This is a genomic window from Microbacterium lacus (assembly GCF_039531105.1).
In the GTDB taxonomy this organism is placed as follows: domain Bacteria; phylum Actinomycetota; class Actinomycetes; order Actinomycetales; family Microbacteriaceae; genus Microbacterium; species Microbacterium lacus.
This window is the reverse complement of the sequence record NZ_BAAAPK010000001.1, coordinates 2087668-2108887: the sequence shown is the minus strand read 5'-3', so window position 1 is coordinate 2108887 and position 21220 is coordinate 2087668. Positions and strand designations below refer to the sequence as shown.

Genomic DNA, 21220 nt, shown 5'->3' with positions numbered 1-21220 from the left:
CCGGACCATGACGGAAGACCCGCGAGAGGCCGCGGCCCGGTATCGCCTGCACAGAGAAGATCCGGATGCCGCCGCACAGGCGGCCGCCGAGGCCGAGGCCTCCGCGGCGCGGTTCCGCAGCGAGGCGGACCGCGCCGCGATCGTCGAGACGGCGATCCAGCAGGCGATCAGGCGCGGCGATTTCGACGACCTGCCGGGTGCCGGCAAGCCGATTCCCGGACTCGGGTCGACGACGGATCCGGATTGGTGGATCCGACGCAAGATCGAACGGGAGCGTCTGACCGGGCTCGGCCCGCCGGCACTCACGTTGCGGACCGAGTATGCGGGTCTCATGGAGCGGGTGGACGGGATGTCCTCCGCGGCCGACGTCCGCGAGCACCTCCAGGATTTCAACCGCCGCGTGATCGACGCGCGCCGGCAGCTGCTGGGCGGACCGCCCGTGGTCACTCCGACGGTGGACATCGAGGAGTGGGTGGCCGCGTGGCACGCGCGCCGTATCGAGGAGACGGCACGCCGGTCCGTTCCCGCCGAGCCTCGCCCGCGACGCCGACGGTTCGGCTGGTTGCGACGCTGATCAGCGGGCGCGCGGGTCCTCGCCGACGTGCTCCTGATAAAGGTCGACCACCCGCCGCAGATAGCGCGTGATCGTCTCCTGCTCACCGGCGGAGAAATGGTCCAGCTGCGCGTCCACGCCGATGATCATCGGCATGAGACGCGCCATCGCCCGTGCGCGCGATGCCTCGTTGGGGACGACGAGGACACCTCGCCGATCACGGGGATTGGGTTCTCGGGTGACGTGCCCGACGGCGACCAGGCGGTCGATCGCGGTCGTGGCGGACGCGGTCGAGATGCCGAGTCGTCGGGCGAGTTCGCTCGGGCCGAGCGGTCCGCTCATCAGGAGGTGCTCCATCGCCTCCAGGTCGGTCTGATTGACCTCGAGCTCGAGGCCGAGAGAGCGCTCGAAGGCGTCGCTGACGTCCAGGAACTCCCTGAGCAGGCGCGTGGCATCGCGGACCCGGGGTTCGCCCATCCCCGCGTCGGTCCCGAGGAATTCCTCTTCCTCCGTTTGCATGGCCCCCACGATATCGCTATTGTCTCTAGATAACCTGGTAGTTAGAGAATCTAGCTACATTCTTCTCGTCGCAACCGAATGAGGCGCGCATGTCCGGCCTGCTCCGATTCATCACCTCGGCGAAGACGTCGTGGATCGTCCTGGTGCTCGCCGCACTGGCCGCCGGGGCGCTGTTCGCTCTCGCCGGGGGAGAGGAGTCGGACGCCGCGCCCACTGTGGGGCTGCCCGACTCTGCGGAGTCCGTCCAGGCCGACAAGGTGCTCGACGAATTCGACAGTGCCGACGGCACCTCGGCGCTCCTCGTGTTCGCCGCCGACGACGGAGAACTCAGCGCGGAGACCCTCGCCGCGATCGACGCGAAGGCGTTAGGAGAACTCGCGGACCTCTCCAGCGACGGGTTCGTCCCGCCGGCGCAGGTGTCCGAGGACGGCACCGTCGCGTTCCTCGTCGTGCCGTTGGACCCCGAACCGGACGTGGCGGCTCAGACCGAGCGCGCCCAGGAGCTGCGGGACGCGGCATCCGCAGATCTGGAGGGCGTCCGCGTCTATCTGACCGGCGCCGAGGGATTCGATGTGGACATCGCCGCCGTCTTCGCCGGTGCCGACTTCACGCTTCTGCTGACGACGGTCATCGTCGTGGCGATCCTCCTTCTGGTCACCTACCGCAGCCCGTGGCTGTGGCTCGTGCCCCTCGTGGTGATCGGTGTCGCTGACGCCCTCGCGGGTATCGTCGCGCGCCTGGTCGCCTCGGCGGTCGGTGTCACCCTGGACGCGTCCGTCACCGGCATCCTCTCGGTCCTCGTCTTCGGCGCGGGGACGAACTACGCCCTGCTGCTCATCGCGCGCTACCGCGACGAGCTGCGGCTGCACGAGGACCGCCGGGAAGCGATGCGCCGGGCCCTGCGCGGTGCCGGCCCCGCGATCATCGCGAGCGGCTCCACGGTCGCCCTGGCCCTGGCCACTCTGCTGTTCGCGGAACTCGCCGGCAACCGGGCGCTGGGCCTGGCCTGCGCGGTCGGCATCATCGTCGCGATGATCTTCGCGCTCTTCGTCCTTCCTGCGGCGCTCCTGCTGTTCGGTCGCGGCCTCTTCTGGCCTTACGTTCCGCGCTTCGGATCGCCCGACGCGATCTCGCGGAGCGTCTGGGGCAAGCTCGGTCGCGCGGTCTCCCAGCGTCCGGTGATCGTCGCCACGAGCGGCTTCATCGTGCTCGGTATCCTCGCGAGCGGCCTGTTCTTCGTGCAGACCGGCCTGTCGCAGAACGATCGCTTCCTGCAGAAGCCCGAAGCCGTGCAGGGTCAAGAAGTGCTGGCCGAGGCGTTCTCCGCCGGCGCCACCTCGCCTGCGGCGGTGGTCGTGCCGGTCGAGGACGCCGACGAGGCCGCCGCGGTGCTCGCCGACACGGAGGGCGTGGATGCCGCCGTCATCGGGGAGACGACGGAAGACTGGGCGCGCATCGACGTCACGCTGAGCGCCGCCGCAGAGACTCCCGAGGCGTTCGCGACGATCGAGCGGATGCGCGCGGAGCTGGACGACATCGGCAACGGTGAAGGACTCGTGGGCGGGCTGGACTCCCAGGCCCTCGACGTCACGAACGCACAGGCCCGCGATCAGGCCCTGATCATCCCGTTGATCCTCGTGCTCGTCTTCGTGGTGCTCGTCGTCCTGCTGCGGGCGCTCGTCGCTCCGCTGCTGCTCCTGATCGCCGTGGTTGCGAGCTTCTTCTCCGCTGTGGGGGCCGCGTGGTGGCTCTTCCAGACCCCGCTGTTCGGGTTCCCCGCGATCGACACGAACGTGCTGCTGTTCAGCTTCCTGTTCCTCGTCGCGCTGGGCGTGGACTACAGCATCTTCCTCGTGACGCGGGCGAAGGAGGAGAGCGACAGGCTCGGGATCACCCAGGGGATGATCCGCGCCCTCGCCGCCACCGGCGCGGTGATCACGAGCGCGGGCATCCTGTTGGCGGCGGTCTTCGCGGTGCTGGGCGTGCTGCCGCTGATCACACTCACGCAGATCGGCATCATCGTGTGCATCGGCGTGCTCATCGACACCCTGCTCGTGCGCACGGTGATCGTTCCGGCGCTGGCGTTCATCACGAAGGACGCGTTCTGGTGGCCCCGCAAGCCGGTCCTGCGTGACGCCGACGCCGCAGCGCAGGGAGCCGATGCCCTCGCTCCGGTCAGCAATGAAGAGGCGCTCGCCCGCGAAGGTGCGGAAGCGACGGCCAAGGTCTGAGTCAGAGGACCGGCTCGGGCGGGAGGACCATCGCCGCGTAGAGCCGGTCGACGTCCTCGGCCCGGCACAGGTCCGTCGCGGGCAGCATCGCCGTCGCGCTGCCCGCACAGACCGCGGTGCGGAAGGCGGCGGCCGGTCCTCGGCCCTGCGCGAGTCGCAGCACGAGTGCGCCGAGGAAGGCATCGCCGGCACCGACCGTGCTGCGCACCGCCACCCGCGGCGAGTCCAGTGCGAGCGTGCGGTCGCGCGTGACCAGCGCCGCCCCACGTTCGCCGAGGGTGAGCGCCACGATCTCGCACCGGCCCGATCGCACGAGTTCGCGCGCGGCATCCCGCATCGCGGGGTCGTCGTCGATATGGACACCGAGCAACTCGCCGAGCTCGCGCCTGCTGGGCTTGACCAGGAAGACGCCCTCGTCGAGGGCCGCTCGCAGCGCCGGGCCGGACGTGTCCACGACGCAGCGGGTGCCCCGCTCGCGCGCGATCCGGGCGATCCGCGCGTAGAGGTCCTCGGGCGCACCGGGCGGAAGACTGCCACTCGCGACGACGTACCCGCCGGAGGGCATGTCGTCGCCGACGGCGGACAGGAGCGCCCGCCACTCCGGTTCGCGCAACGTCGGCCCCTGCAGCACGAAGCGGAACTGCGCACCGGTCGAGGTCTCGTCCACCGTGAAGCTCTCGCGGGTGCTCGCCCGGATCCGCACGGCGCGGCCGACGATCCCCGCGCGCTCCAGAAGTTCTCGATAGGCCTGGCCGGTGGGGCCCCCGACCACGTACACGGCGGTTGATCGGCCGCCCAGATTCCGGACGACGCGCGAGACGTTGACCCCGCCGCCGCCGGGATCCAGCTCCGTCGGTCCGCAGCGCATCTTGTGCTCCGGCACGACCTGCGCGACCGACGTGCTGACATCCAGCGCCGGGTTGGGCGTCACGGTCAGGATCGGATCGTGGTGGAGCGGATGCCGCACCCCGCTCGCCGGTGCTGCCATGGGGCCAGTGTAGGACTCAGGCCTTCCGGCGGCGACGGCGGACGAGTGTGACGACCCCCCAGACGATCAGGGCGACGACCCCTGCCACTGCGAGCCAGGGGAGCAGGAACCCGAGCGCGATCACGATGCCGTTCAGTGTGGCGACGAGGCCGTTCCAGCCCGCCGCGAGGCCGTCGCCGAACCCGGCGGGGTCGGCTGCGACGCTCTGCGCCGGCTCGGTGAGCGTGACGGTCAGGGTCGACATCGCGACCTGCTCGTCGTAGTACTTCAGCTGCTGCTGATACGACTCCAGAGTGGCCTGGCGTTCGGCCAGAGCGGACTCCGCCGCGATGAGGTCGGTGAGATTGGTGGCACCGGCGAGCAGCTCGGTCATGCGATCCACGGACGCCTGCGCGGCATCCACGCGCGCCTGAAGATCGACCGTCACCTCGGTGACGTCCTGCCGGTTCACGGAGGAGGCGGTGACGTCGCCGAGGCCGGCGAGCTGGTCCACGAGCGAGTCGAGCGCATCCGCGGGCACCCGCAGGGTGACCCATGCCGCGTCGGCCGCCGGTGTGGGATACGGCATCGACGTGTCCGTGGTCCCGCCCATCATCGGGTCGATCGGCATCACGACGCCGGATTGCCCCACACTCATCGACTCGACGTAGCCGTCGCGCGACGTCGCGGCATCCGTCAGGGCGTCCACCGCGTCGGCGATGTCGTCGACGACCACGGTGGCCGAAGCCGTCGTGATGATGTCGCGCGCTGCGGTCGAGTCGACCGTCGAATCGGCGCCCGAGCTCAGACTCTCCTTGGAGATCGCGGTGTCCTCGGCGGCTCCACCCGCGTCCGAGAACGGTGTGGCGGGGGCGACGGCGGCATCGGAGGACGTGGTGACACCGGCCGGGGCGAGCACCCCGCCCACGCTCGGCGCGATCACGGCGGCGACCGCGATCACGGCGGCGGCAGCGCCGCCGACGGCCCAACCGCGGGCGCGTCGCGTGCGGTGGGTGCGGCGGTCCGCGGCGATTCCGGCGAAGACGGCATCCTCCATGCGGTCCACGCGCTCATCGTCGATCGGGGGCAGCGATCGTGTTTCGGCGGGTCGATCGGGCATGTGCGGGTCGATGGTCATGTGCTGCTCTCCTCGGCGACGGTCCGCAGGCGCGTGCGGATGCGGGAGAGACGGTTGCGGACGACACCGTGCGCCACGCCGAGCTGTTCGGCGGCGGCGGAGTAGGCGTACCCCTCGGTGGCGCACAGGCGGAAGATCTCGCGATCCAGGCTCGACAGGCCCTGCACCTCGCGAAGGATGCGCTGCGCGAACTCGGCGTCGATGATCTGCTGTTCGACGTCCACGGTCGAGCGGATGCCGTCATCGGGCGCTCCGGCGGTGTGGGCTCGGTCTCGCTGCTGACGCCGGATCCGGTTCGCCGCCTGGAAACGGCACACCGTCACGAGCCACGGCAGCAGCGAATCTCCCGCGAGTTGCAGGCCGCCGAGCTTGCGCCATGCGACCAGGAACGTCTCCTGCGTCACGTCCTCCGCGTCGGCGGGGTTGCCGACCAGTTCGTGCGCGAGCCAGTACACCGGCCGGACATAAGCCCGGTACAGCGCGCGGAACGCGAGCTCGCTTCCCGCGGCGGCGCGGGCCACGAGCGTCGCGTCATCCGTCGAGCGCTGCTCGGTCATCGGCATCCCTTCCCGTCGCCGACGGTGTCGGCGAGCGGAGCTTCATTGTCTCTCACCGGATAAGTGTCGACGCGGTGCGGATCGTCTCACGCGCTATCCTGGGGAGCGCGAGGGGGAGTATCCCGTCATCGCGTGCCCGTCATCACGGGAGCCGTCGTCGGCTCCCCGGGCCCGCGCCGCCGCGGGGGACACCCCCACGCGCGGGGGAGAGACTTTCGACGATCCGTCGACCCCACCTCCGAAAGGCCTCCATGGACCTGCAGCTGCCTCTTTGGTTCGAAATCGGCTCGCTGGTCGTGCTGACCCTCATCCTGGCGGCCGACCTGCTGCTGATCCTGAAGCGCCCGCACATCCCGTCCACGCGCGAATCGACCCTGTGGGTCGTGTTCTACGTCACGCTGGCGCTGCTCTTCGCGGGCCTGATGTGGATCTTCGCCGGGGGCGAGTACGCCGGTCAGTTCGTGGCCGGGTGGCTGACGGAGTACAGCCTGTCGATCGACAACCTGTTCGTCTTCGTCCTGATCATGAGCCAGTTCGCGGTGCCGCGGCGCTATCAGCAGGAAGTGCTGATGGTGGGCATCATCATCGCGCTCGTGCTGCGCGGCATCTTCATCCTGATCGGCGCGGCGGCGATCGAGCAGTTCAGCTGGATCTTCTACATCTTCGGCGCGTTCCTGGTGTGGACCGCGTACCGACAGGCGTTCCCCGGCGGCGATCACGATGACGACGTGCAGAAGGAGAACTTCATCGTCCGGCTCCTTCGCCGCACGATCGACATCAGCGACCACTACGACGGGGCGAAGATCCGCACCGTGGTGAACGGCAAGAAGATGTTCACGCCGATGATCATCGTCTTCGCCGCGATCGGTGTGACCGACCTGCTGTTCGCGATCGACTCGATCCCGGCGATCTTCGGCATCACCACGAGCCCCTTCATCGTCTTCACGGCGAACATCTTCGCCCTCATGGGACTTCGCCAGCTCTACTTCCTCCTCGGCGACCTGCTCGACCGCCTGCGGTACCTCCACTACGGCATCGCGTTCATCCTCGCCTTCATCGGTCTCAAGCTCGTCTTCCACGCGATGCACGTGAACGAGCTGCCCTTCATCAACGGCGGGGAGCACATCGAGTGGGCGCCGGAGATCTCGACCTGGATGTCGCTCGCCGTGATCATCCTGTCGATGGCGGTGGCGACCGTCGCGAGCCTGATCGCCTCTTCGCGAGAGAAGAAGGCGGGCAGCGCGGATGCCGCCGCCCAGGTGGTCGCCGACGAGAAGGGCACGCCCCCTACCGTGGACCAGCCCGCCTCGTCCGATCCGCGACGGGGCGCGTGATCCCGCGGACCCCGCTTCCCGCCGCCGAAGTCTGTGAGACGTCCAGGGAGCGGGCGTAGGTTTCGAGCATGACAGCGGGCGCAGCCCGGCCCGCCGCATGAATCGACCTCTGGAGGTCGTCATGTCCGCAGGCATCATCCTCACCAAGCCCCGAGTTCCTCGGACCGGAACGAGCGATTTCACCGAGCTGGCGGCGATCGTCCGCCGCTCCGGACTGCTCCGGCGTCGCTACGGCTACTACTGGACGAAGCTCGCCGCGGTGCCCGTCGTCCTCGCCGGCGCGATCCTCGCGTTCATCTGGATCGGCGACACGTGGTGGCAACTGTTCACGGCCGCCGGATTCGCCGTCCTCTTCACGCAGATCGCGATGCTCGGCCATGACGCGGCTCATCGGCAGATCTTCGTGTCGGGCAAATGGAACGACTGGGTGAGCCTGATCCTCGGCGATCTCCTCGTGGGGATGAGCTACGGCTGGTGGCGGCACAAGCACACCCGCCATCACGCGAATCCCAATAAAGTCGGTACCGATCCGGACATCGACCTCCCGGTCATCGCGTTCACCCCGGAGCAGGCGCGAGCCCCTCGGTCCCGAGCCGCGCGCTGGCTGGTCGCGCACCAGGGGGTGTTCTTCTTCCCGATCCTCCTGCTCGAGGGTGTGTCTCTGCACGCCTCCGGCGTGCGCCGGGTGGCATCGCGCGAGAAGCTCGACCGGCGATGGGTTGAGATCGGCTTCCTGTCGATTCGCCTTGCGGGCTTCGGCACGCTGGTGTTCCTCGTCCTCTCCCCGGGGATCGCGGCCGTCTTCCTCGTTGTCCAGCTGGGACTCTTCGGGGTGTACATGGGGATGGTCTTCGCCCCCAATCACAAGGGCATGCCGATCGTGCCCGGCGACGCGAAGCTGGACTTCCTGACCCGTCAGGTCCTGATGAGCCGGAACGTGCGCGGCACGCGCGCGCTGGACGTGATGATGGGGGGACTGAACTACCAGATCGAGCATCACCTGTTCCCCTCGATGCCTCGTCCGCACCTGCGCCGGGTGGCACCGATCGTGCGGGAATACTGCCAACGCCACGGTGTGACCTACACGGTGACCGGCCTGTGGCAGTCCTACGCGATCGTGGTCCGATACATCAACAGGGTCGGTCTGGGCGAAAGGGATCCCTTCGCCTGCCCGCTCGTCCAGCAGCGCGCCGCCATCTGAGCAGGGATGGGTCCCCGTCCGCCGCCGGTGTTATCCTGGGCCGATGCGCACCGCTCTCCTTCTCCTTAGCGGCCGCGGCGAGTCCTCGTAATCTCAGGCCTTCCTCGTCGCGGAGTCCGTCGGGCTTGATCCCTCTTCCTGGAGAACGACAGACATGACCACCGACATCCCCGATCACCCGCGCACTCTGGCCGAGAAGGTGTGGGACGACCACCTCGTCGTCAAGGGCGAGAACGGCGAGCCCGACCTGATCTACATCGATCTGCACCTGGTCCACGAGGTGACCAGCCCGCAGGCGTTCGACGGCCTGCGCGCCGAGGGCAGGGGTCTGCGGCGCCTGGACCTCACGATCGCGACGGAAGACCACAACACCCCGACGCTGGAGATCGACAAGCCGATCGCCGACCTCACCAGCCGGACGCAGATCGAGACGCTGCGCCGCAACGCCGAGGAGTTCGGCGTGCGCCTGCACTCGCTCGGCGACAAGGAACAGGGCATCGTGCACGTCGTGGGTCCGCAGCTCGGTCTCACGATGCCGGGCATCACCGTGGTCTGCGGCGACTCGCACACCTCGACGCATGGCGCGTTCGGTGCGATGGCGTTCGGGATCGGCACGAGCGAAGTCGAGCACGTCATGGCGACGCAGACGCTGCCGCTCAAGCCCTTCAAGACCATGGCCATCACGGTCGAGGGGACGCTTCGACCCGGCGTCACCGCGAAGGACATCATCCTGGCGGTCATCGCCAAGATCGGCACCGGCGGCGGCCAGGGCTACGTGCTGGAGTATCGCGGCAGTGCGATCCGGGCCCTGTCGATGGAGGGCCGGATGACGATCTGCAACATGTCGATCGAAGCCGGCGCCCGCGCGGGCATGGTCGCCCCCGACGAGACGACGTTCGCGTACGTCAAGGACAAGCCGCACGCGCCGCAGGGGCAGAACTGGGAGGACGCGGTCGCCTACTGGCGTACGCTCCCCTCCGACGAAGGCGCGGTGTACGACGCCGAGGTCTACCTCGACGCCGACGAGCTGGAACCCTTCGTCACGTGGGGCACCAACCCCGGACAGGGCGTGTCGCTGAACGACGTCGTCCCCTCGCCTGCGGACTATGCCGACCCGAACGACCGCGCCGCGGCCGAGCGAGCGCTCGAGTACATGGACCTGGAGCCGGGGACGCCGCTCAAGGACGTCGCCGTGGATGCCGTCTTCATGGGCTCGTGCACGAACAGCCGGATCGAGGACCTGCGGGCGTTCGCCTCGATCGTGCGAGGGCGGAAGAAAGCGGAGGGCGTGCGGGTCATGGTCGTCCCGGGATCGGCGCGCGTCCGGCTCGAGGCCGAGGCGGAGGGCCTGGACAAGGTCTTCACCGAGTTCGGCGCGGAATGGCGTTTCGCGGGCTGCTCGATGTGTCTCGGGATGAACCCCGATCAGCTCGCTCCCGGCGAGCGGTGCGCGTCCACGAGCAACCGCAACTTCGAAGGACGCCAGGGCAAGGGCGGACGCACGCACCTCGTCTCGCCGCTCGTCGCGGCGGCCACGGCGGTACGGGGGACCCTGTCCAGCCCGAGCGACCTTCCGCCGCGTGCGGACGACGATCTGTCCGAGACTCCGATCTTCGCGCGCGTCCAGGCGGGGGAGGCCTGATCATGGAGAAGTTCACCACCCACACCGGCATCGCCGCGCCGCTGAAGCGCTCGAACGTCGACACCGACCAGATCATCCCCGCGGTCTACCTCAAGCGCGTGACCAAGACGGGGTTCGATGACGCCCTGTTCGCGGCGTGGCGGCAGGACCCGGACTTCGTCCTGAACCAGCCCGCGTACCAGGGCGCGAGCGTCCTGGTCGCCGGACCCGACTTCGGGACCGGGTCCAGCCGGGAGCACGCCGTCTGGGCACTGCGCGATTTCGGATTCGCGGTCGTCCTCAGCCCGAAGTTCGCCGACATCTTCCGAGGGAACTCCGGCAAGCAGGGACTGCTGACCGGCGTGATCTCCGAAGCGGACCTCGAGCGCATCTGGGCGGCGATCGACGCCGAGCCCGGCATCCGCATGACGGTCGATCTCGAGGCCCGCACCGCCTCGATCGGCGACCTCCAGGTGCCGTTCGAGATCGACGATTACACTAGGTGGCGGCTTCTCGAAGGGCTCGACGACATCGGGCTCACCCTGCGCAACGAGGACAAGATCGCGCAGTTCGAGGCTCGCCGAGAGGCGTGGCGCCCTCGGACACTGCCTGTTCCATAGACTCAGTCGGTTCCGTAGGCTCGGGCATCCAGCCCACGAGGCTGGGCGCGGACGGCCGTTCCCTCGAGACACAAGTGAGGATCCACCGGATGAAGACGCTTCTGGACGACCAGGCACGATCGAAGGCGACAGGGGGCGGCATGACCGGTGAGACGCTCGCGATCCGCGGCGGTCGCCCACTGACCGGACGCGTGGAGGTCAAGGGCGCGAAGAACCTCGCCACGAAGGCGATGGTGGCGGCACTCCTCGGAGAGACGGTCAGCGTCCTGCGCGACGTGCCCGACATCAGCGACGTACAGGTCGTCCGGTCCCTGCTCGAGGTGCACGGCGTGACCGTGCAGCAGGGTGACGAGGAAGGCTCCCTCGTATTCGACCCGAGCGGGGCCGTCTCGGCGCATTTCGAGGAGATCGACGCGCACGCGGGGGCCTCCCGCATCCCGATCCTCTTCTGCGGCCCGCTGCTGCACCTCCTCGGCGAAGCCCTCATCCCCGACCTCGGCGGCTGCCGGATCGGCGACCGCCCCATCAATTTCCACATGGACGCACTCCGCGCGTTCGGCGCGATCGTCGACAAGACCTACGAGGGCATCCGGATCACGGCACCGAACGGCCTGCACGGCGCGGACATCGAGCTGCCTTACCCGAGCGTCGGCGCGACCGAGCAGGTCCTGCTCACCGCCGTGCGCGCGAAGGGTGTGACCGAGCTGCGCAACGCCGCGATCGAGCCCGAGATCATGGATCTCATCGCCGTCCTGCAGAAGATGGGCGCGATCATCTCCTACGAGCCCAACCGGGTGATCCTGATCGAGGGCGTGGAGAGCCTGCGCGGGTACGACCATCGCTGCATCTTCGACCGCAACGAGGCAGCGTCGTGGGCGTGCGCCGCGCTCGCGACCGACGGCGACATCTACGTCGGCGGCGCGAAGCAGCAGGAGATGCTGACGTTCCTCAACGTGTACCGCAAGGCAGGCGGCGAGTTCGACGTGCACGAGGACGGCATCCGGTTCCGCCGGGGAAGCGCGCTCAAGCCGGTCGTCGTCGAGACGGACGTACATCCCGGCTTCATGACGGACTGGCAGCAGCCCCTCATCGTGGCGCTCACCCAGGCGCCCGGCACGTCGATCGTGCACGAGACCGTGTACGAGAACCGTCTCGGATTCACCGAGGCCCTCGTGCAGATGGGCGCGGACATCGTGGTGCATCCGCAGGGGATCGACAGCCCCGACCGCCGCGTGCCGCGTCGCGCGCTCGAACAGGCAGCGGTGATCAACGGCCCGACCCCGTTGCACGGCGCCGATGTCGTGGTGCCCGACCTGCGGGGCGGGTACAGCTACCTGATCGCGGCTCTGGCGGCCGAAGGCGAGTCCGTCGTCCGCAACGTCGGCATCATCCGCCGCGGCTACGAGAAGCTCTTCACGAAGCTCGACGCCTTGGGCGCCGATTTCGACGTCATCGGCTGACGCGTGGCCACCGCCTCACCCCGCACTCCGGGCGCGCGCACGCCCCGACGCAGCACGGAGCGAACCCGCCCGAGCGTGTTCTGGCCGCTCTCCTGGGTCGTCGTGCCGCTGACCGCAATTTTCGCCAAGATCGAGATCATCGACGGTCACAAGCTCCCGCAGGAGGGCGCGTACGTCCTCGCGCCGAGCCATTCGACGGAGTTCGACCCGCTCATCGTCGCCGTCGCCGTGTGGCGGATGGGGCGCGCACCGCGCTTCATGGCTAAGGAGAGCCTCTTCAAGGTTCCGGTGCTCGGATGGGCGCTGCGGGCGACCGGCATGGTCCCCGTCGCCCGTTCCTCCTCGGCATCCGCCGCACGCCAGACGATCGAGGCGTCCGAGATCCTGGTCGAGCACGGCCGGGGGGTCATCGTCTACCCCGAAGGCACTCTGACGCGCGATCCGGACCTGTGGCCGATGCGGGGGAAGACCGGTGCGGTGCGCCTGGCCCTCGCGGACGGCATCCCGCTCATCCCGATGGCGCACTGGGGAGCCCAGGACATCCTGCCGCGGTACGGCAGGCTGAGCTTCTGGCCGTTGCGGCGGCCCGTGCAGGTCATCGTCGGCGATCCGGTCGACCTCGGTGAGTATGCCGGGAAGGGGACGCAGCCGGCCGCCCTCGTAGCCGGAACCGACCGCCTGATGAATGCGATCGCCCAGCTGCTCTCGCAGTTGCGTGGCGTTCCCGCTCCCGCGAAGCGCTGGAACCCCAGCGAGCACGGGCAGAAGGAGACGGGTCGCCTTGAGCCGTAGACAGGAAGCCGCCCTGCCGCGCGTGGCCGTGATCGGCGCAGGCAGCTGGGGGACGACGTTCGGCAAGATCCTCGCGGACGGCGGTGCGCACGTCACGATGTGGGCACGTCGACCCGAGCTCGCGAATGAGATCCACGAGGCCAAGCGCAACAGCGAGTACCTCCCGGGGATCAACCTGCCGCGCGACATGCACGCGACGCATCATCTGTCGGAAGCGCTCGACGGCGCCGAGCAGATCTATCTGTCCATCCCGAGCCAGGCGCTGCGGGAGAACCTCAAGGCGGTCCGTCCGCTCGTGACGGGCACGGACGCGCCGATCGTCTCGCTCATGAAGGGCGTCGAGCGGCGCTCCGGCCTGCGCATGAGTCAGGTCATCGAGCAGGAGCTGCACTGCGACCCGGCGCGCATCGCCGTGGCCTCAGGGCCCAACCTCGCGCTTGAGATCGCCCGCGAGCAGCCGACGGCGGCGGTGATCTCCTCGATCAGCCAGGAGACCGCCGATGCTGTCGCCCGCCGTGCGCGCAACCGCTACTTCCGCACGTTCGTGAACACGGACGTGATCGGCACCGAGTTCGGCGGAGTGCTCAAGAACCTGATCGCCGTGGCGATCGGGATCGTCGACGGCGTCGGATACGGGGAGAACACGAAGGCCTCGATCATCACGCGCGGTCTCGTGGAGATGAGCGATTTCGCGGTCGCCCAAGGCGCGGAGGTGGAGACGCTGCAGGGCCTCGCGGGCCTCGGCGACCTCATCGCGACGTGCCAGTCGCCGCTCAGCCGGAACAACACGGCGGGCCGACTTCTCGGCCAGGGCTACAGCTTCCAGGACGTCGTGAAGCAGATGAACCAGACCGCCGAAGGCCTGGCTTCGGTCGCGCCGGTGCTGCAGCTCGCCCGCGAGGCCGGCATCCAGATGCCGATCGTCGAGCAGGTGAAGATGGTGCTGGACGGAACGATGGACCCGCGTGAGATCGCACCACACCTCACGACGGATGACGATGAGCCCCAGGGCGAAAGGACGCAGAATGGACAGGCCGGCGGTGGTGGTGCTCTTTGGAGGTCGCTCCAGCGAACACTCGATCAGTTCCGCAACGGCGGGCGGCGTTCTCCGCGCGATTCCGCGTGACCGCTACGCGGTGATCCCGGTCGGGATCACCCGCGAGGGTGTGTTCGTCCTCGAGGACGACGATCCCGACAAGTTCGCCCTCGACGCCGACCGGCTTCCGGAGGTCATCGACAACGGCTCCCGGATCCTGTGGCCCGAAGGCGGTGGCGATCGGACGCTGCGCGTGCGCCGCGCGGACGGTGACATCGCCGATCTCGGGAACGTCGATGTCGTCCTGCCGATCCTGCACGGCGTGCACGGCGAGGACGGCACCGTCCAGGGGTTCCTGGACACCCTCGAGCTGCCGTACGCCGGTGGCGGGGTGCTGGATTCGGCGCTGTGCATGGACAAGCACTTCATGAAGATCGTGCTCCGGTCAGCGGGCGTGCCGGTCTCTCCGTGGGTGACCGTGACGGCCGCCGGTTGGGCGCGCGATCCCGACGCAGTGCGGGCGGACGCCGTGGCCCTGGGTCTTCCGTTGTTCGTCAAGCCCGCGCGCGCGGGTTCGAGCGTGGGTGTGTCCAAGGTCGCCGCGCCCGATGAGCTGGACGACGCCCTCCGGGTCGCCTTCGCGGAGGACGAGAAGGTCCTCATCGAGACGGCGATCGTCGGGCGCGAAGTGGAGGTCGCGATCCTCGAAGGCCGCCGCGGTGGCCGCGCGCGGGCGTCGCTCCCGGGCGAGATCGTCCTCACGACGCGCGAGTTCTACGATTTCGAGGGGAAGTACCTCGGCGGCGACGGGGCCGAGGTGGTGTGCCCCGCCGAGCTGACCGACGCCGAGATCGCCGCGATCCAGGAGCTCGGCATCCGCGCGTTCGAAGCCGTCGAGGGGCGGGGACTCGCGCGGGTCGACTTCTTCCTCGCGTCCGACGGGCTCGTCGTGAACGAGCTGAACACGATGCCCGGGTTCACGCCGATCTCGATGTTCCCGAAGTGCTGGATCGCGTCCGGCATGACCTACCCCGAGCTGATCGCCGAGCTGATCGACACTGCGCTCGAGCGCGCCTAACCCTGCGCTTCAGGATCCGCCGACTCGGGAGCGATGCATTCGCGATCCTTGGGCAGCTGACCGACGGCTCCGGAGAGATCCGACAGCACGTTGTTGGGCGAGACGACCTCGTTGTCGACGAACAGCTCGACAGCCGGCGTCCGCCCATACGTGGTGAGTCGGAAGCGCGGCGCCTCGCTCTCATCGACGAGCCAGTCCACACCCCCGATCGTGATGCAGCGGAGGGTGGACGGGCCGGGTGCTTCGAGCCCGCACGTCAGGATCACCGCGGCCGGATCGCCCCACGCCCCGGTCGCCTGCGCGTCCGTCCAGCGGCGCTCCTGGCCGTCCACGGTGTCGGGCATCCGCACGGTGACGTCCGCGCACTCCGGCGTGTTCGCCTCGGGAGCGGCCTCCAGCGACACCGTCGAGGCGCAGCCAGACAGCGCCACGCCGAGCAGGGTGACCAGCGCTACGGACACGAGGGCAGCGGATCGGTGGGACACTCCTCCAGGCTACCTGCGGGCCCGTTCGCGTGCCTCGCTGCGAGTCGTGGACGCTACCGTGGACGGATGAGCTCGCGCGCGGACGAACGGACGGTCGGTGAGCTCAGCGAGGCGGCGGTCCTTGCGAGGATCCTCGAGCGGATCGGGCCGTCGCGCGCCCTGGTCGGTCCCGGAGACGACGCCGCCGTCGTGTCCGCACCCGATGGGCGGGTCGTGGCGACCACCGACACCCTCGTCCACGGCCCGGACTTCCGGCTCGCGTGGTCGAACGGGTTCGACCTCGGGTGGAAGGCGGCGGCGGTCAATCTCGCCGACATCGCGGGAATGGGCGCGAGGCCCACGGCGCTGCTCGTCGCCCTCGCGATGCCGGGCAGCACCACCGTCGCTTTCGTCGAGCGGTTCGCGGAGGGGCTGTGCGCCGCGTGCGAGGCGCTCGCACCGGGCTGCACGATCGAAGGGGGCGATCTCACGGTCTCAAACACGCTCACGATCGCCGTCACGGCGCTCGGCAGCCTCGACGGGAGACAACCTGTGCTCCGCGGCGGCGCACGCGCGGGCGATGTGATCGCCGTGGCCGGCGCGCTCGGACTCGCCGGACGCGGGCTCGGCATCCTGTTCGATCGTTTCCGCGACGCCTCCGGTGAGGCGGTCCCCGTCGACGCCGACCTCCTCGACGACGCCGAGCGCGACGCGCTCCGCGCGCAGCTGGCGCCGACGCCGCCGATCGCCCTCGGGCCGGTTGCGGCGGACGCGGGGGCGACGGCCCTTATGGACGTCTCGGACGGACTCCTGCTGGACGCATCGCGCATGGCCGCGGCATCCGAGGTATCGATCGGGATCGACTTCGCAGCGCTCGGACCCGATCCTCAGACGGCCCTCACCGGAGGCGAGGACCACGCGCTGCTCGCGGCCTTCCCGGATTCCGATCCGCTGCCCTCCGGCTTCCGGGCGATCGGACGCGTCCTGCCAGCGGGCCCGCATCGGGTGCTCGTGGACGGCAGAGCCCACGACGGTCGCGCCGGGTGGGATCCCTACCGGGACTGGGACGCCCACCGCGGCTGATCAGCCGACCGGCGTCGCCCACCACAGGACGGTGTCGCCGTACCTCTTGGAACGCTCGTGGCGCAGCCCGGGCGGCAACAGCGGTTGCGGGGCGCGAGCGGCCCGCTCGACCACGACGGTGGCCTCCGCCGACAGTGAGGGGACGAGTAAAGAGAGCGCATGTGTCAAGTCCGCCTCGGACAGCTCGTAGGGCGGGTCGAGGAACACGAGATCGTACGGTCCGCGCGGCCCGCCGAGGAAGGTCGCCACCGCATTGCGGTGCACCGTGATCGCGACGTCGCGCCCGACGGACTTGCCGACCTTCGCCGCATTGCGCTGCACGATCGCCGCGGCCTGCGGCGACTTCTCGACGAGATCCGCGGATGCCGCGCCCCTGCTCACCGCCTCAAGTCCCAGCGCCCCCGATCCCGCGTACAGGTCCAGCACCGCGGCACCTCGCAGCGCGTCGGCGGATTCGAGGGCACCGAACAGCGACTCTCGGACCCGATCGCTCGTGGGACGGGTTCCGCTGTCGGCGACGTCGAGCACGATCGATCCGGCACGTCCTGCAATGATCCGTGGCACGCCCCCAGCCTATGCACCCTTATGCTCGGGTCAGGGGGGACCTTCGAGAGAATCGGAACGGCGATGATCCGCACACGCACACGCACGCGCACCCTGTCCACGCTCGTCTTCGCCGGGATCCTGGCGCTGGGCCTCTCTGCGTGCGACGGGGCGGAGAACACCCCCACGGCATCGCCCACGAGCGCCGCGCCGACCGCGAGCGGCTCGCCCACGCCGACGGCGACCCCCATGCCGACGGCGACGGTTGCGCCGGTGACGCTGCCCACCGACTGCGCCGCACTCGGGACGGAGCAGTCACGTGCCGCAGTGCTCGACGGGCTCGGCTTCCAGGGCGGCGACTACACGCAGTTCGTCCGACCGGTGCCCGCGAACGCGACGCTCGCCCTGGGCTGCGACTGGTTCGCGGGTGACGCGACCGGGCTGCTGGTGCTCATCAGCACTGCGCCCGCGTCCGATGTCGCCGCCGCCGCGGCAGCGTTGCCGGCGGACGGGTTCACGTGCACGACGGATGACTTCGGGGCTCCGGTCTGCCAGAAGACGACGCCGAACAGCCAGTATCCGGTCGACGTCGTCGAAACGGTCGTCGCGCGCGAGGGTGTCTGGGTCTTCATGGAGACCTCGAACCTGGACGGGACGCCGCTGCTGTCGGACATCGTCGACGGGATCTTCGGGATCACCAACGGGCAGTGACCCGATCGCGGCGCGTCGGGAGGCGTGCCTAGACTCGGAGCATGCCCGCCCTCGCGCTGGAATCGCGTCTCGACGGCGCCGTGGGCGGGAAGACCGCCACGGCGCTCGAGCGTGCGTTCGGCATGCGTACAGTGGGCGATCTGCTCGCTCACTACCCCCGCCGCTACGCGAAGAGGGGTGAGCTGACCCCGATCTCCTCTCTGCCGATCGGCGAGCCCGTCACGATCGTCGCCGAGGTGAGGCGTGCGTCCGAGCGCCGTATGCAGAATCGGAAGGGATCATTGCTGGAAGTCGTGATCAGCGACGGCGCGGGCGAACTGTCGCTGACGTTCTTCAACCAAACCTGGCGATTGAAGGACCTGCAGCCGGGGCGGCGGGGGGTTTTCGCCGGGAAAGTGGGGGAGTACCGCGGCGCCAAGCAGCTCGCGCACCCCGATTACGAACTGTTCGACGACGAGCAGACGGCGCGACTGACCGCGGAGGCGAACGCGAACCTGCCGATCCCGATCTATCCCGCGACGAGCACGATCGCGAGCTGGCAGCTGCGCAAGATCGTCGAGCTGGTCCTCGACGGCCTCGGCCCGGTGGCGGACCCCCTGCCCGAGAGCCTCCGCCGCGAAGAGGGTCTGCTGGACGCGCGCACTGCGATCGACCGCATCCACCGTCCCGAGGTCGAGGGCCAGATCGATCAGGCCCGCGCCACCCTCCGTATGCACGAGGCGTTCGTCCTCCAGGTGGCCCTGCTGCAGCAGCGGCAGTCCGTCCGTGCACTGTCGGCGACGAGCCGGGCGCCGGGTGCGCTCCTGGCGGGTTTCGACGCGGCTCTGCCGTTCGAGCGCACGCCGGATCAGATCTCGGTGGGCGAACGCATCGAGCGCGATCTGCAGGGCGACTGGCCCATGAACCGGCTCGTGCAGGGCGAAGTCGGTTCGGGCAAGACGCTCGTGGCACTGCGTGCGATGCTCCAGGTCGCCCAGAGCGGTGGACAGTCCGCTCTCATCGCACCGACGGAAGTGCTCGCCGGCCAGCACCTGCGCTCGATCGCGCGGATGCTCGGTCCGCGTCTGGCCCCCGAGCTCATGCCCACGCTGCTGACCGGGCAGATGCCGGCCGCGGAGCGGCGCAAGGCGGCACTGCGCGTCGCCTCGGGCCAGGCGCTCATCGTGGTCGGGACGCACGCCCTGTTGAGCGAGTCGACCACGTTCGCCGACCTCGGTCTCGTCGTCGTCGACGAGCAGCATCGCTTCGGCGTCGAGCAGCGCGAGTCCCTGCGGGCGAAGGGCTCTGCTCCGCACGCGCTCGTCCTCACCGCGACCCCCATTCCACGCACCGTGGCGATGACGGTCTTCGGCGACCTCGACGTCTCCACGATCCGCACGATGCCGCAGGGACGGGCCGGAATACAGACGTTCGTCGCGCCCCTGGCCGAGAAACCGGGATGGTTCTCCCGCGTGTGGGACCGGATCGCCGAAGAGGCGGCCGCAGGTCACCAGTCGTTCGTCGTGTGTCCGGCGATCGACGCGGAGTCGCAGACGAAAGATGACACCGCCGACGAGCCGGCGGCGCCCTCGGACGGCGAAACGGTACGCACGCGGTGGGGGGTTGCGCAGGTGCTGGACCTGCTCTCGCGCCATCCGTCGTACGCGCGGCTGCGCGTCGCTGGGCTCCACGGCAAGATGCCCGCGGACGAGAAGGACGCCATCATGCAGTCCTTCGCGCGGGGCGAGATCGACGTGCTGGTCGCGACGACCGTCGTCGAGGTCGGGGTCGACGTCGCGAATGCCTCGACCATGGCGATCCTCGAAGCCGATCGGTTCGGGGTTTCGCAACTTCACCAGCTGCGCGGACGCGTGGGACGCGGCGGAGTGCCGGGACTCTGCCTGCTCGTGACGGAGGCGGCACTCGGAACGCCCGCCCGTGACCGTGTCGAAGCGGTCGCCGGCACGCTCGACGGCTTCCTTCTCGCCGAGATCGACCTCGATCTCCGCGGCGAGGGCGATGTGCTCGGCGACGCGCAGTCCGGCGCACGATCGTCGCTGCGGCTCCTGCGGGTCGTGACGGATGCCGATCTGATCGCCCACGCGCGCAACGTCGCGGAGCAGGTACTGGAGGAGGATCCGGCGCTGCGTGCGCACCCAGGACTCGCGAGCGCCCTGGAGCGGAGGCTCGGGCAGCACGAGCGGGCGGCACTCGCGAAGAACTAGGTATCGCCGCCGCCGATAGGCTCGCCTCATGAGCAGCCGGATCGCCGTCGTTCCAGGATCTTTCGACCCGCCGACCCTCGGGCATCTCGATGTCATCCGGCGGGCGGCGGCGCTGTACGACGAGCTGCACGTGCTGGTCGTCCACAACCCGGGCAAGGAAGCGTTGCTGCCGATCGCGCAGCGGCTCGCGCTGCTCGAGCAGTCGATCCAGGAGAGCGACATCACAGGCCAGGTCATCGTGGCCTCCTGGAGCGTCGGCCTGCTCGTGGACTACGCCACCGACGTCGGGGCGGGAGTCCTGGTGAAGGGCATCAGGTCGCAGATCGACGTCGCGTACGAGACCCCGATGGCGATCGTGAACCGGCACCTCGCGCACGTCGAGACCGTCTTCCTGCTGCCCGACCCGGCCCACGCGCTGGTCTCCAGCTCGCTCGTCCGGCAGGTCTCGTCCCTCGGTGGCGACGTGTCGCCGTTCGTGCCCCCTGCGGTCGCCCGGTTCCTCGACCCGGGAGCTTCGCGCACCTGACCCGGTAGGCTTGAGGATCGTGAGAAATCATCGTCCAGGGCCCTTCGCGCTGCCCGTGCGCGACATCGTCCACCACCCCGGGGAGATGCGCGAGTTCACGATCGACGCGCCGGCGCCGGAGAAATGGGGCGAGGGACTGGTGAGCGTCGCGGCGGGCCGCGACGTGCGGGTCGAGGTCCGGCTCGAATCCGTCCACGAGGGGATCCTGGCCAGCGGGAGCCTCGAGACCGAGTACGACGGAGTGTGCGGTCGCTGTCTGATCGACATCGCCGCACCCGTCGAAGTCGAGTTTCAGGAGCTTTTCGCGTATCCTGGGGAGGAAGCATCTGACTTCGAGGTTCAAGACGACCACGTGGATCTTGAAACTCTGGTCAGGGACGCGGCCGTGTTGTCGCTTCCGTTTCAGCCGGTGTGTCAGCCGGATTGCCCCGGCCTCGATCCGGTCACGGGCGAGCGGCTGGCCGGAAGCACCGGGACAGAGCAGGGCGATCCCCGCGACATCCGCTGGGCCGCGCTCGAGCAGTTCACCCCAGACCACGACGACGAAGAGCCGCGCGCGTAGCGCCGGGATCATCGTCGCGA

21 protein-coding genes are annotated in these 21220 nt (G+C 69.4%); 15 read left to right on the top strand and 6 right to left on the bottom strand.

Going from position 1 to position 21220, the window contains the following annotated elements:
* Positions 1 to 7: 7 nt before the first annotated feature.
* Positions 8 to 574 carry a DnaJ family domain-containing protein gene (locus tag ABD197_RS09985; RefSeq protein ID WP_344054065.1) on the top strand — a complete coding sequence of 189 codons (567 nt, stop codon included), beginning with the start codon at positions 8 to 10 and terminating at the stop codon, positions 572 to 574.
* Here the strand turns inward: ABD197_RS09985 and ABD197_RS09980 are convergent, their stop codons facing one another.
* Positions 575 to 1072: a MarR family winged helix-turn-helix transcriptional regulator gene (locus tag ABD197_RS09980; protein ID WP_344054063.1), complete on the bottom strand. Its 498-nt coding sequence runs from the start codon at positions 1070 to 1072 to the stop codon at positions 575 to 577. It abuts the gene before it with no gap.
* Positions 1073 to 1161: 89 nt separating this feature from the next.
* On the opposite strand from ABD197_RS09980, the gene ABD197_RS09975 reads away from it, so the two are divergent.
* Positions 1162 to 3303, top strand: a complete 2142-nt coding sequence (locus tag ABD197_RS09975) for an MMPL family transporter (protein WP_344054061.1) — start codon at positions 1162 to 1164, stop codon at positions 3301 to 3303.
* A 1-nt stretch (position 3304) separates the two neighbouring features.
* On the opposite strand, the gene ABD197_RS09970 is transcribed toward ABD197_RS09975, so the two are convergent.
* The 3 genes from ABD197_RS09970 to ABD197_RS09960 are packed head-to-tail and all read right to left on the bottom strand — an operon-like array spanning position 3305 to position 5965.
* Positions 3305 to 4291 (bottom strand): 1-phosphofructokinase family hexose kinase, encoded by a 987-nt coding sequence (locus tag ABD197_RS09970; RefSeq protein ID WP_344054059.1) that lies wholly within the window; start codon positions 4289 to 4291, stop codon positions 3305 to 3307.
* A 16-nt stretch (positions 4292 to 4307) separates the two neighbouring features.
* A complete protein-coding gene (locus ABD197_RS09965; RefSeq protein ID WP_344054057.1) occupies positions 4308 to 5408 on the bottom strand; it encodes a DUF4349 domain-containing protein in 1101 nt (366 codons plus the stop codon).
* Positions 5405 to 5965, bottom strand: coding sequence for an RNA polymerase sigma factor (locus ABD197_RS09960; RefSeq protein WP_344054054.1), 561 nt, complete (start codon positions 5963 to 5965; stop codon positions 5405 to 5407). Before ABD197_RS09960 ends, ABD197_RS09965 begins: the two co-directional genes overlap by 4 nt.
* A gap of 251 nt (positions 5966 to 6216) precedes the next feature.
* Between ABD197_RS09960 and ABD197_RS09955 the strand changes: the two genes are divergently transcribed.
* The 8 genes from ABD197_RS09955 to ABD197_RS09920 all read left to right on the top strand — a co-directional run bounded on the left by ABD197_RS09955 (position 6217) and on the right by ABD197_RS09920 (position 15107).
* Positions 6217 to 7299: a TerC family protein gene (locus tag ABD197_RS09955; RefSeq protein WP_344054052.1), complete on the top strand. Its 1083-nt coding sequence runs from the start codon at positions 6217 to 6219 to the stop codon at positions 7297 to 7299.
* Positions 7300 to 7420: 121 nt separating this feature from the next.
* Complete coding sequence (locus ABD197_RS09950) at positions 7421 to 8500, top strand: fatty acid desaturase family protein (RefSeq protein ID WP_344054050.1); 1080 nt, start codon at positions 7421 to 7423, stop codon at positions 8498 to 8500.
* 154 nt (positions 8501 to 8654) lie between these two features.
* The gene (gene leuC, locus ABD197_RS09945; RefSeq protein ID WP_344054048.1) at positions 8655 to 10142 is read left to right on the top strand and encodes a 3-isopropylmalate dehydratase large subunit; all 1488 of its coding nucleotides are present in this window, start codon (positions 8655 to 8657) and stop codon (positions 10140 to 10142) included.
* A gap of 2 nt (positions 10143 to 10144) precedes the next feature.
* Complete coding sequence (gene leuD, locus ABD197_RS09940) at positions 10145 to 10741, top strand: 3-isopropylmalate dehydratase small subunit (RefSeq protein WP_344054046.1); 597 nt, start codon at positions 10145 to 10147, stop codon at positions 10739 to 10741.
* Between the two features lie 89 nt (positions 10742 to 10830).
* Positions 10831 to 12201: a UDP-N-acetylglucosamine 1-carboxyvinyltransferase gene (gene murA, locus ABD197_RS09935; protein ID WP_344054044.1), complete on the top strand. Its 1371-nt coding sequence runs from the start codon at positions 10831 to 10833 to the stop codon at positions 12199 to 12201.
* A gap of 3 nt (positions 12202 to 12204) precedes the next feature.
* Positions 12205 to 12993 (top strand): lysophospholipid acyltransferase family protein, encoded by a 789-nt coding sequence (locus ABD197_RS09930; protein ID WP_344054042.1) that lies wholly within the window; start codon positions 12205 to 12207, stop codon positions 12991 to 12993.
* A 28-nt stretch (positions 12994 to 13021) separates the two neighbouring features.
* A complete protein-coding gene (locus ABD197_RS09925; protein WP_425561033.1) occupies positions 13022 to 14119 on the top strand; it encodes an NAD(P)H-dependent glycerol-3-phosphate dehydrogenase in 1098 nt (365 codons plus the stop codon).
* The gene (locus ABD197_RS09920) at positions 14019 to 15107 is read left to right on the top strand and encodes a D-alanine--D-alanine ligase family protein (RefSeq protein ID WP_344054038.1); all 1089 of its coding nucleotides are present in this window, start codon (positions 14019 to 14021) and stop codon (positions 15105 to 15107) included. The genes ABD197_RS09925 and ABD197_RS09920 overlap by 101 nt, the downstream gene beginning before the upstream one ends.
* On the opposite strand, the gene ABD197_RS09915 is transcribed toward ABD197_RS09920, so the two are convergent.
* Positions 15104 to 15592 carry a DUF3515 domain-containing protein gene (locus ABD197_RS09915; protein ID WP_344054037.1) on the bottom strand — a complete coding sequence of 163 codons (489 nt, stop codon included), beginning with the start codon at positions 15590 to 15592 and terminating at the stop codon, positions 15104 to 15106. The genes ABD197_RS09920 and ABD197_RS09915 overlap by 4 nt on opposite strands.
* Before the next feature lie 66 nt (positions 15593 to 15658).
* Between ABD197_RS09915 and thiL the strand changes: the two genes are divergently transcribed.
* Positions 15659 to 16654 (top strand): thiamine-phosphate kinase, encoded by a 996-nt coding sequence (gene thiL, locus ABD197_RS09910; protein ID WP_344054035.1) that lies wholly within the window; start codon positions 15659 to 15661, stop codon positions 16652 to 16654.
* Here the strand turns inward: thiL and rsmD are convergent, their stop codons facing one another.
* Positions 16655 to 17218 carry a 16S rRNA (guanine(966)-N(2))-methyltransferase RsmD gene (gene rsmD / locus ABD197_RS09905; RefSeq protein WP_344054033.1) on the bottom strand — a complete coding sequence of 188 codons (564 nt, stop codon included), beginning with the start codon at positions 17216 to 17218 and terminating at the stop codon, positions 16655 to 16657. It lies immediately after the preceding gene.
* A gap of 63 nt (positions 17219 to 17281) precedes the next feature.
* On the opposite strand from rsmD, the gene ABD197_RS09900 reads away from it, so the two are divergent.
* From ABD197_RS09900 to ABD197_RS09885, 4 genes are all read left to right on the top strand, one after another.
* Positions 17282 to 17908 carry a hypothetical protein gene (locus tag ABD197_RS09900; RefSeq protein WP_344054031.1) on the top strand — a complete coding sequence of 209 codons (627 nt, stop codon included), beginning with the start codon at positions 17282 to 17284 and terminating at the stop codon, positions 17906 to 17908.
* Positions 17909 to 17949: 41 nt separating this feature from the next.
* Positions 17950 to 20112 (top strand): ATP-dependent DNA helicase RecG, encoded by a 2163-nt coding sequence (locus ABD197_RS09895; RefSeq protein ID WP_344054029.1) that lies wholly within the window; start codon positions 17950 to 17952, stop codon positions 20110 to 20112.
* A gap of 28 nt (positions 20113 to 20140) precedes the next feature.
* Positions 20141 to 20638 carry a pantetheine-phosphate adenylyltransferase gene (coaD, locus tag ABD197_RS09890; protein ID WP_344054027.1) on the top strand — a complete coding sequence of 166 codons (498 nt, stop codon included), beginning with the start codon at positions 20141 to 20143 and terminating at the stop codon, positions 20636 to 20638.
* Between the two features lie 85 nt (positions 20639 to 20723).
* On the top strand, positions 20724 to 21200 hold the full coding sequence (locus tag ABD197_RS09885) for a YceD family protein (RefSeq protein WP_344055836.1): 477 nt from the start codon (positions 20724 to 20726) through the stop codon (positions 21198 to 21200).
* Positions 21201 to 21220: the final 20 nt, after the last annotated feature.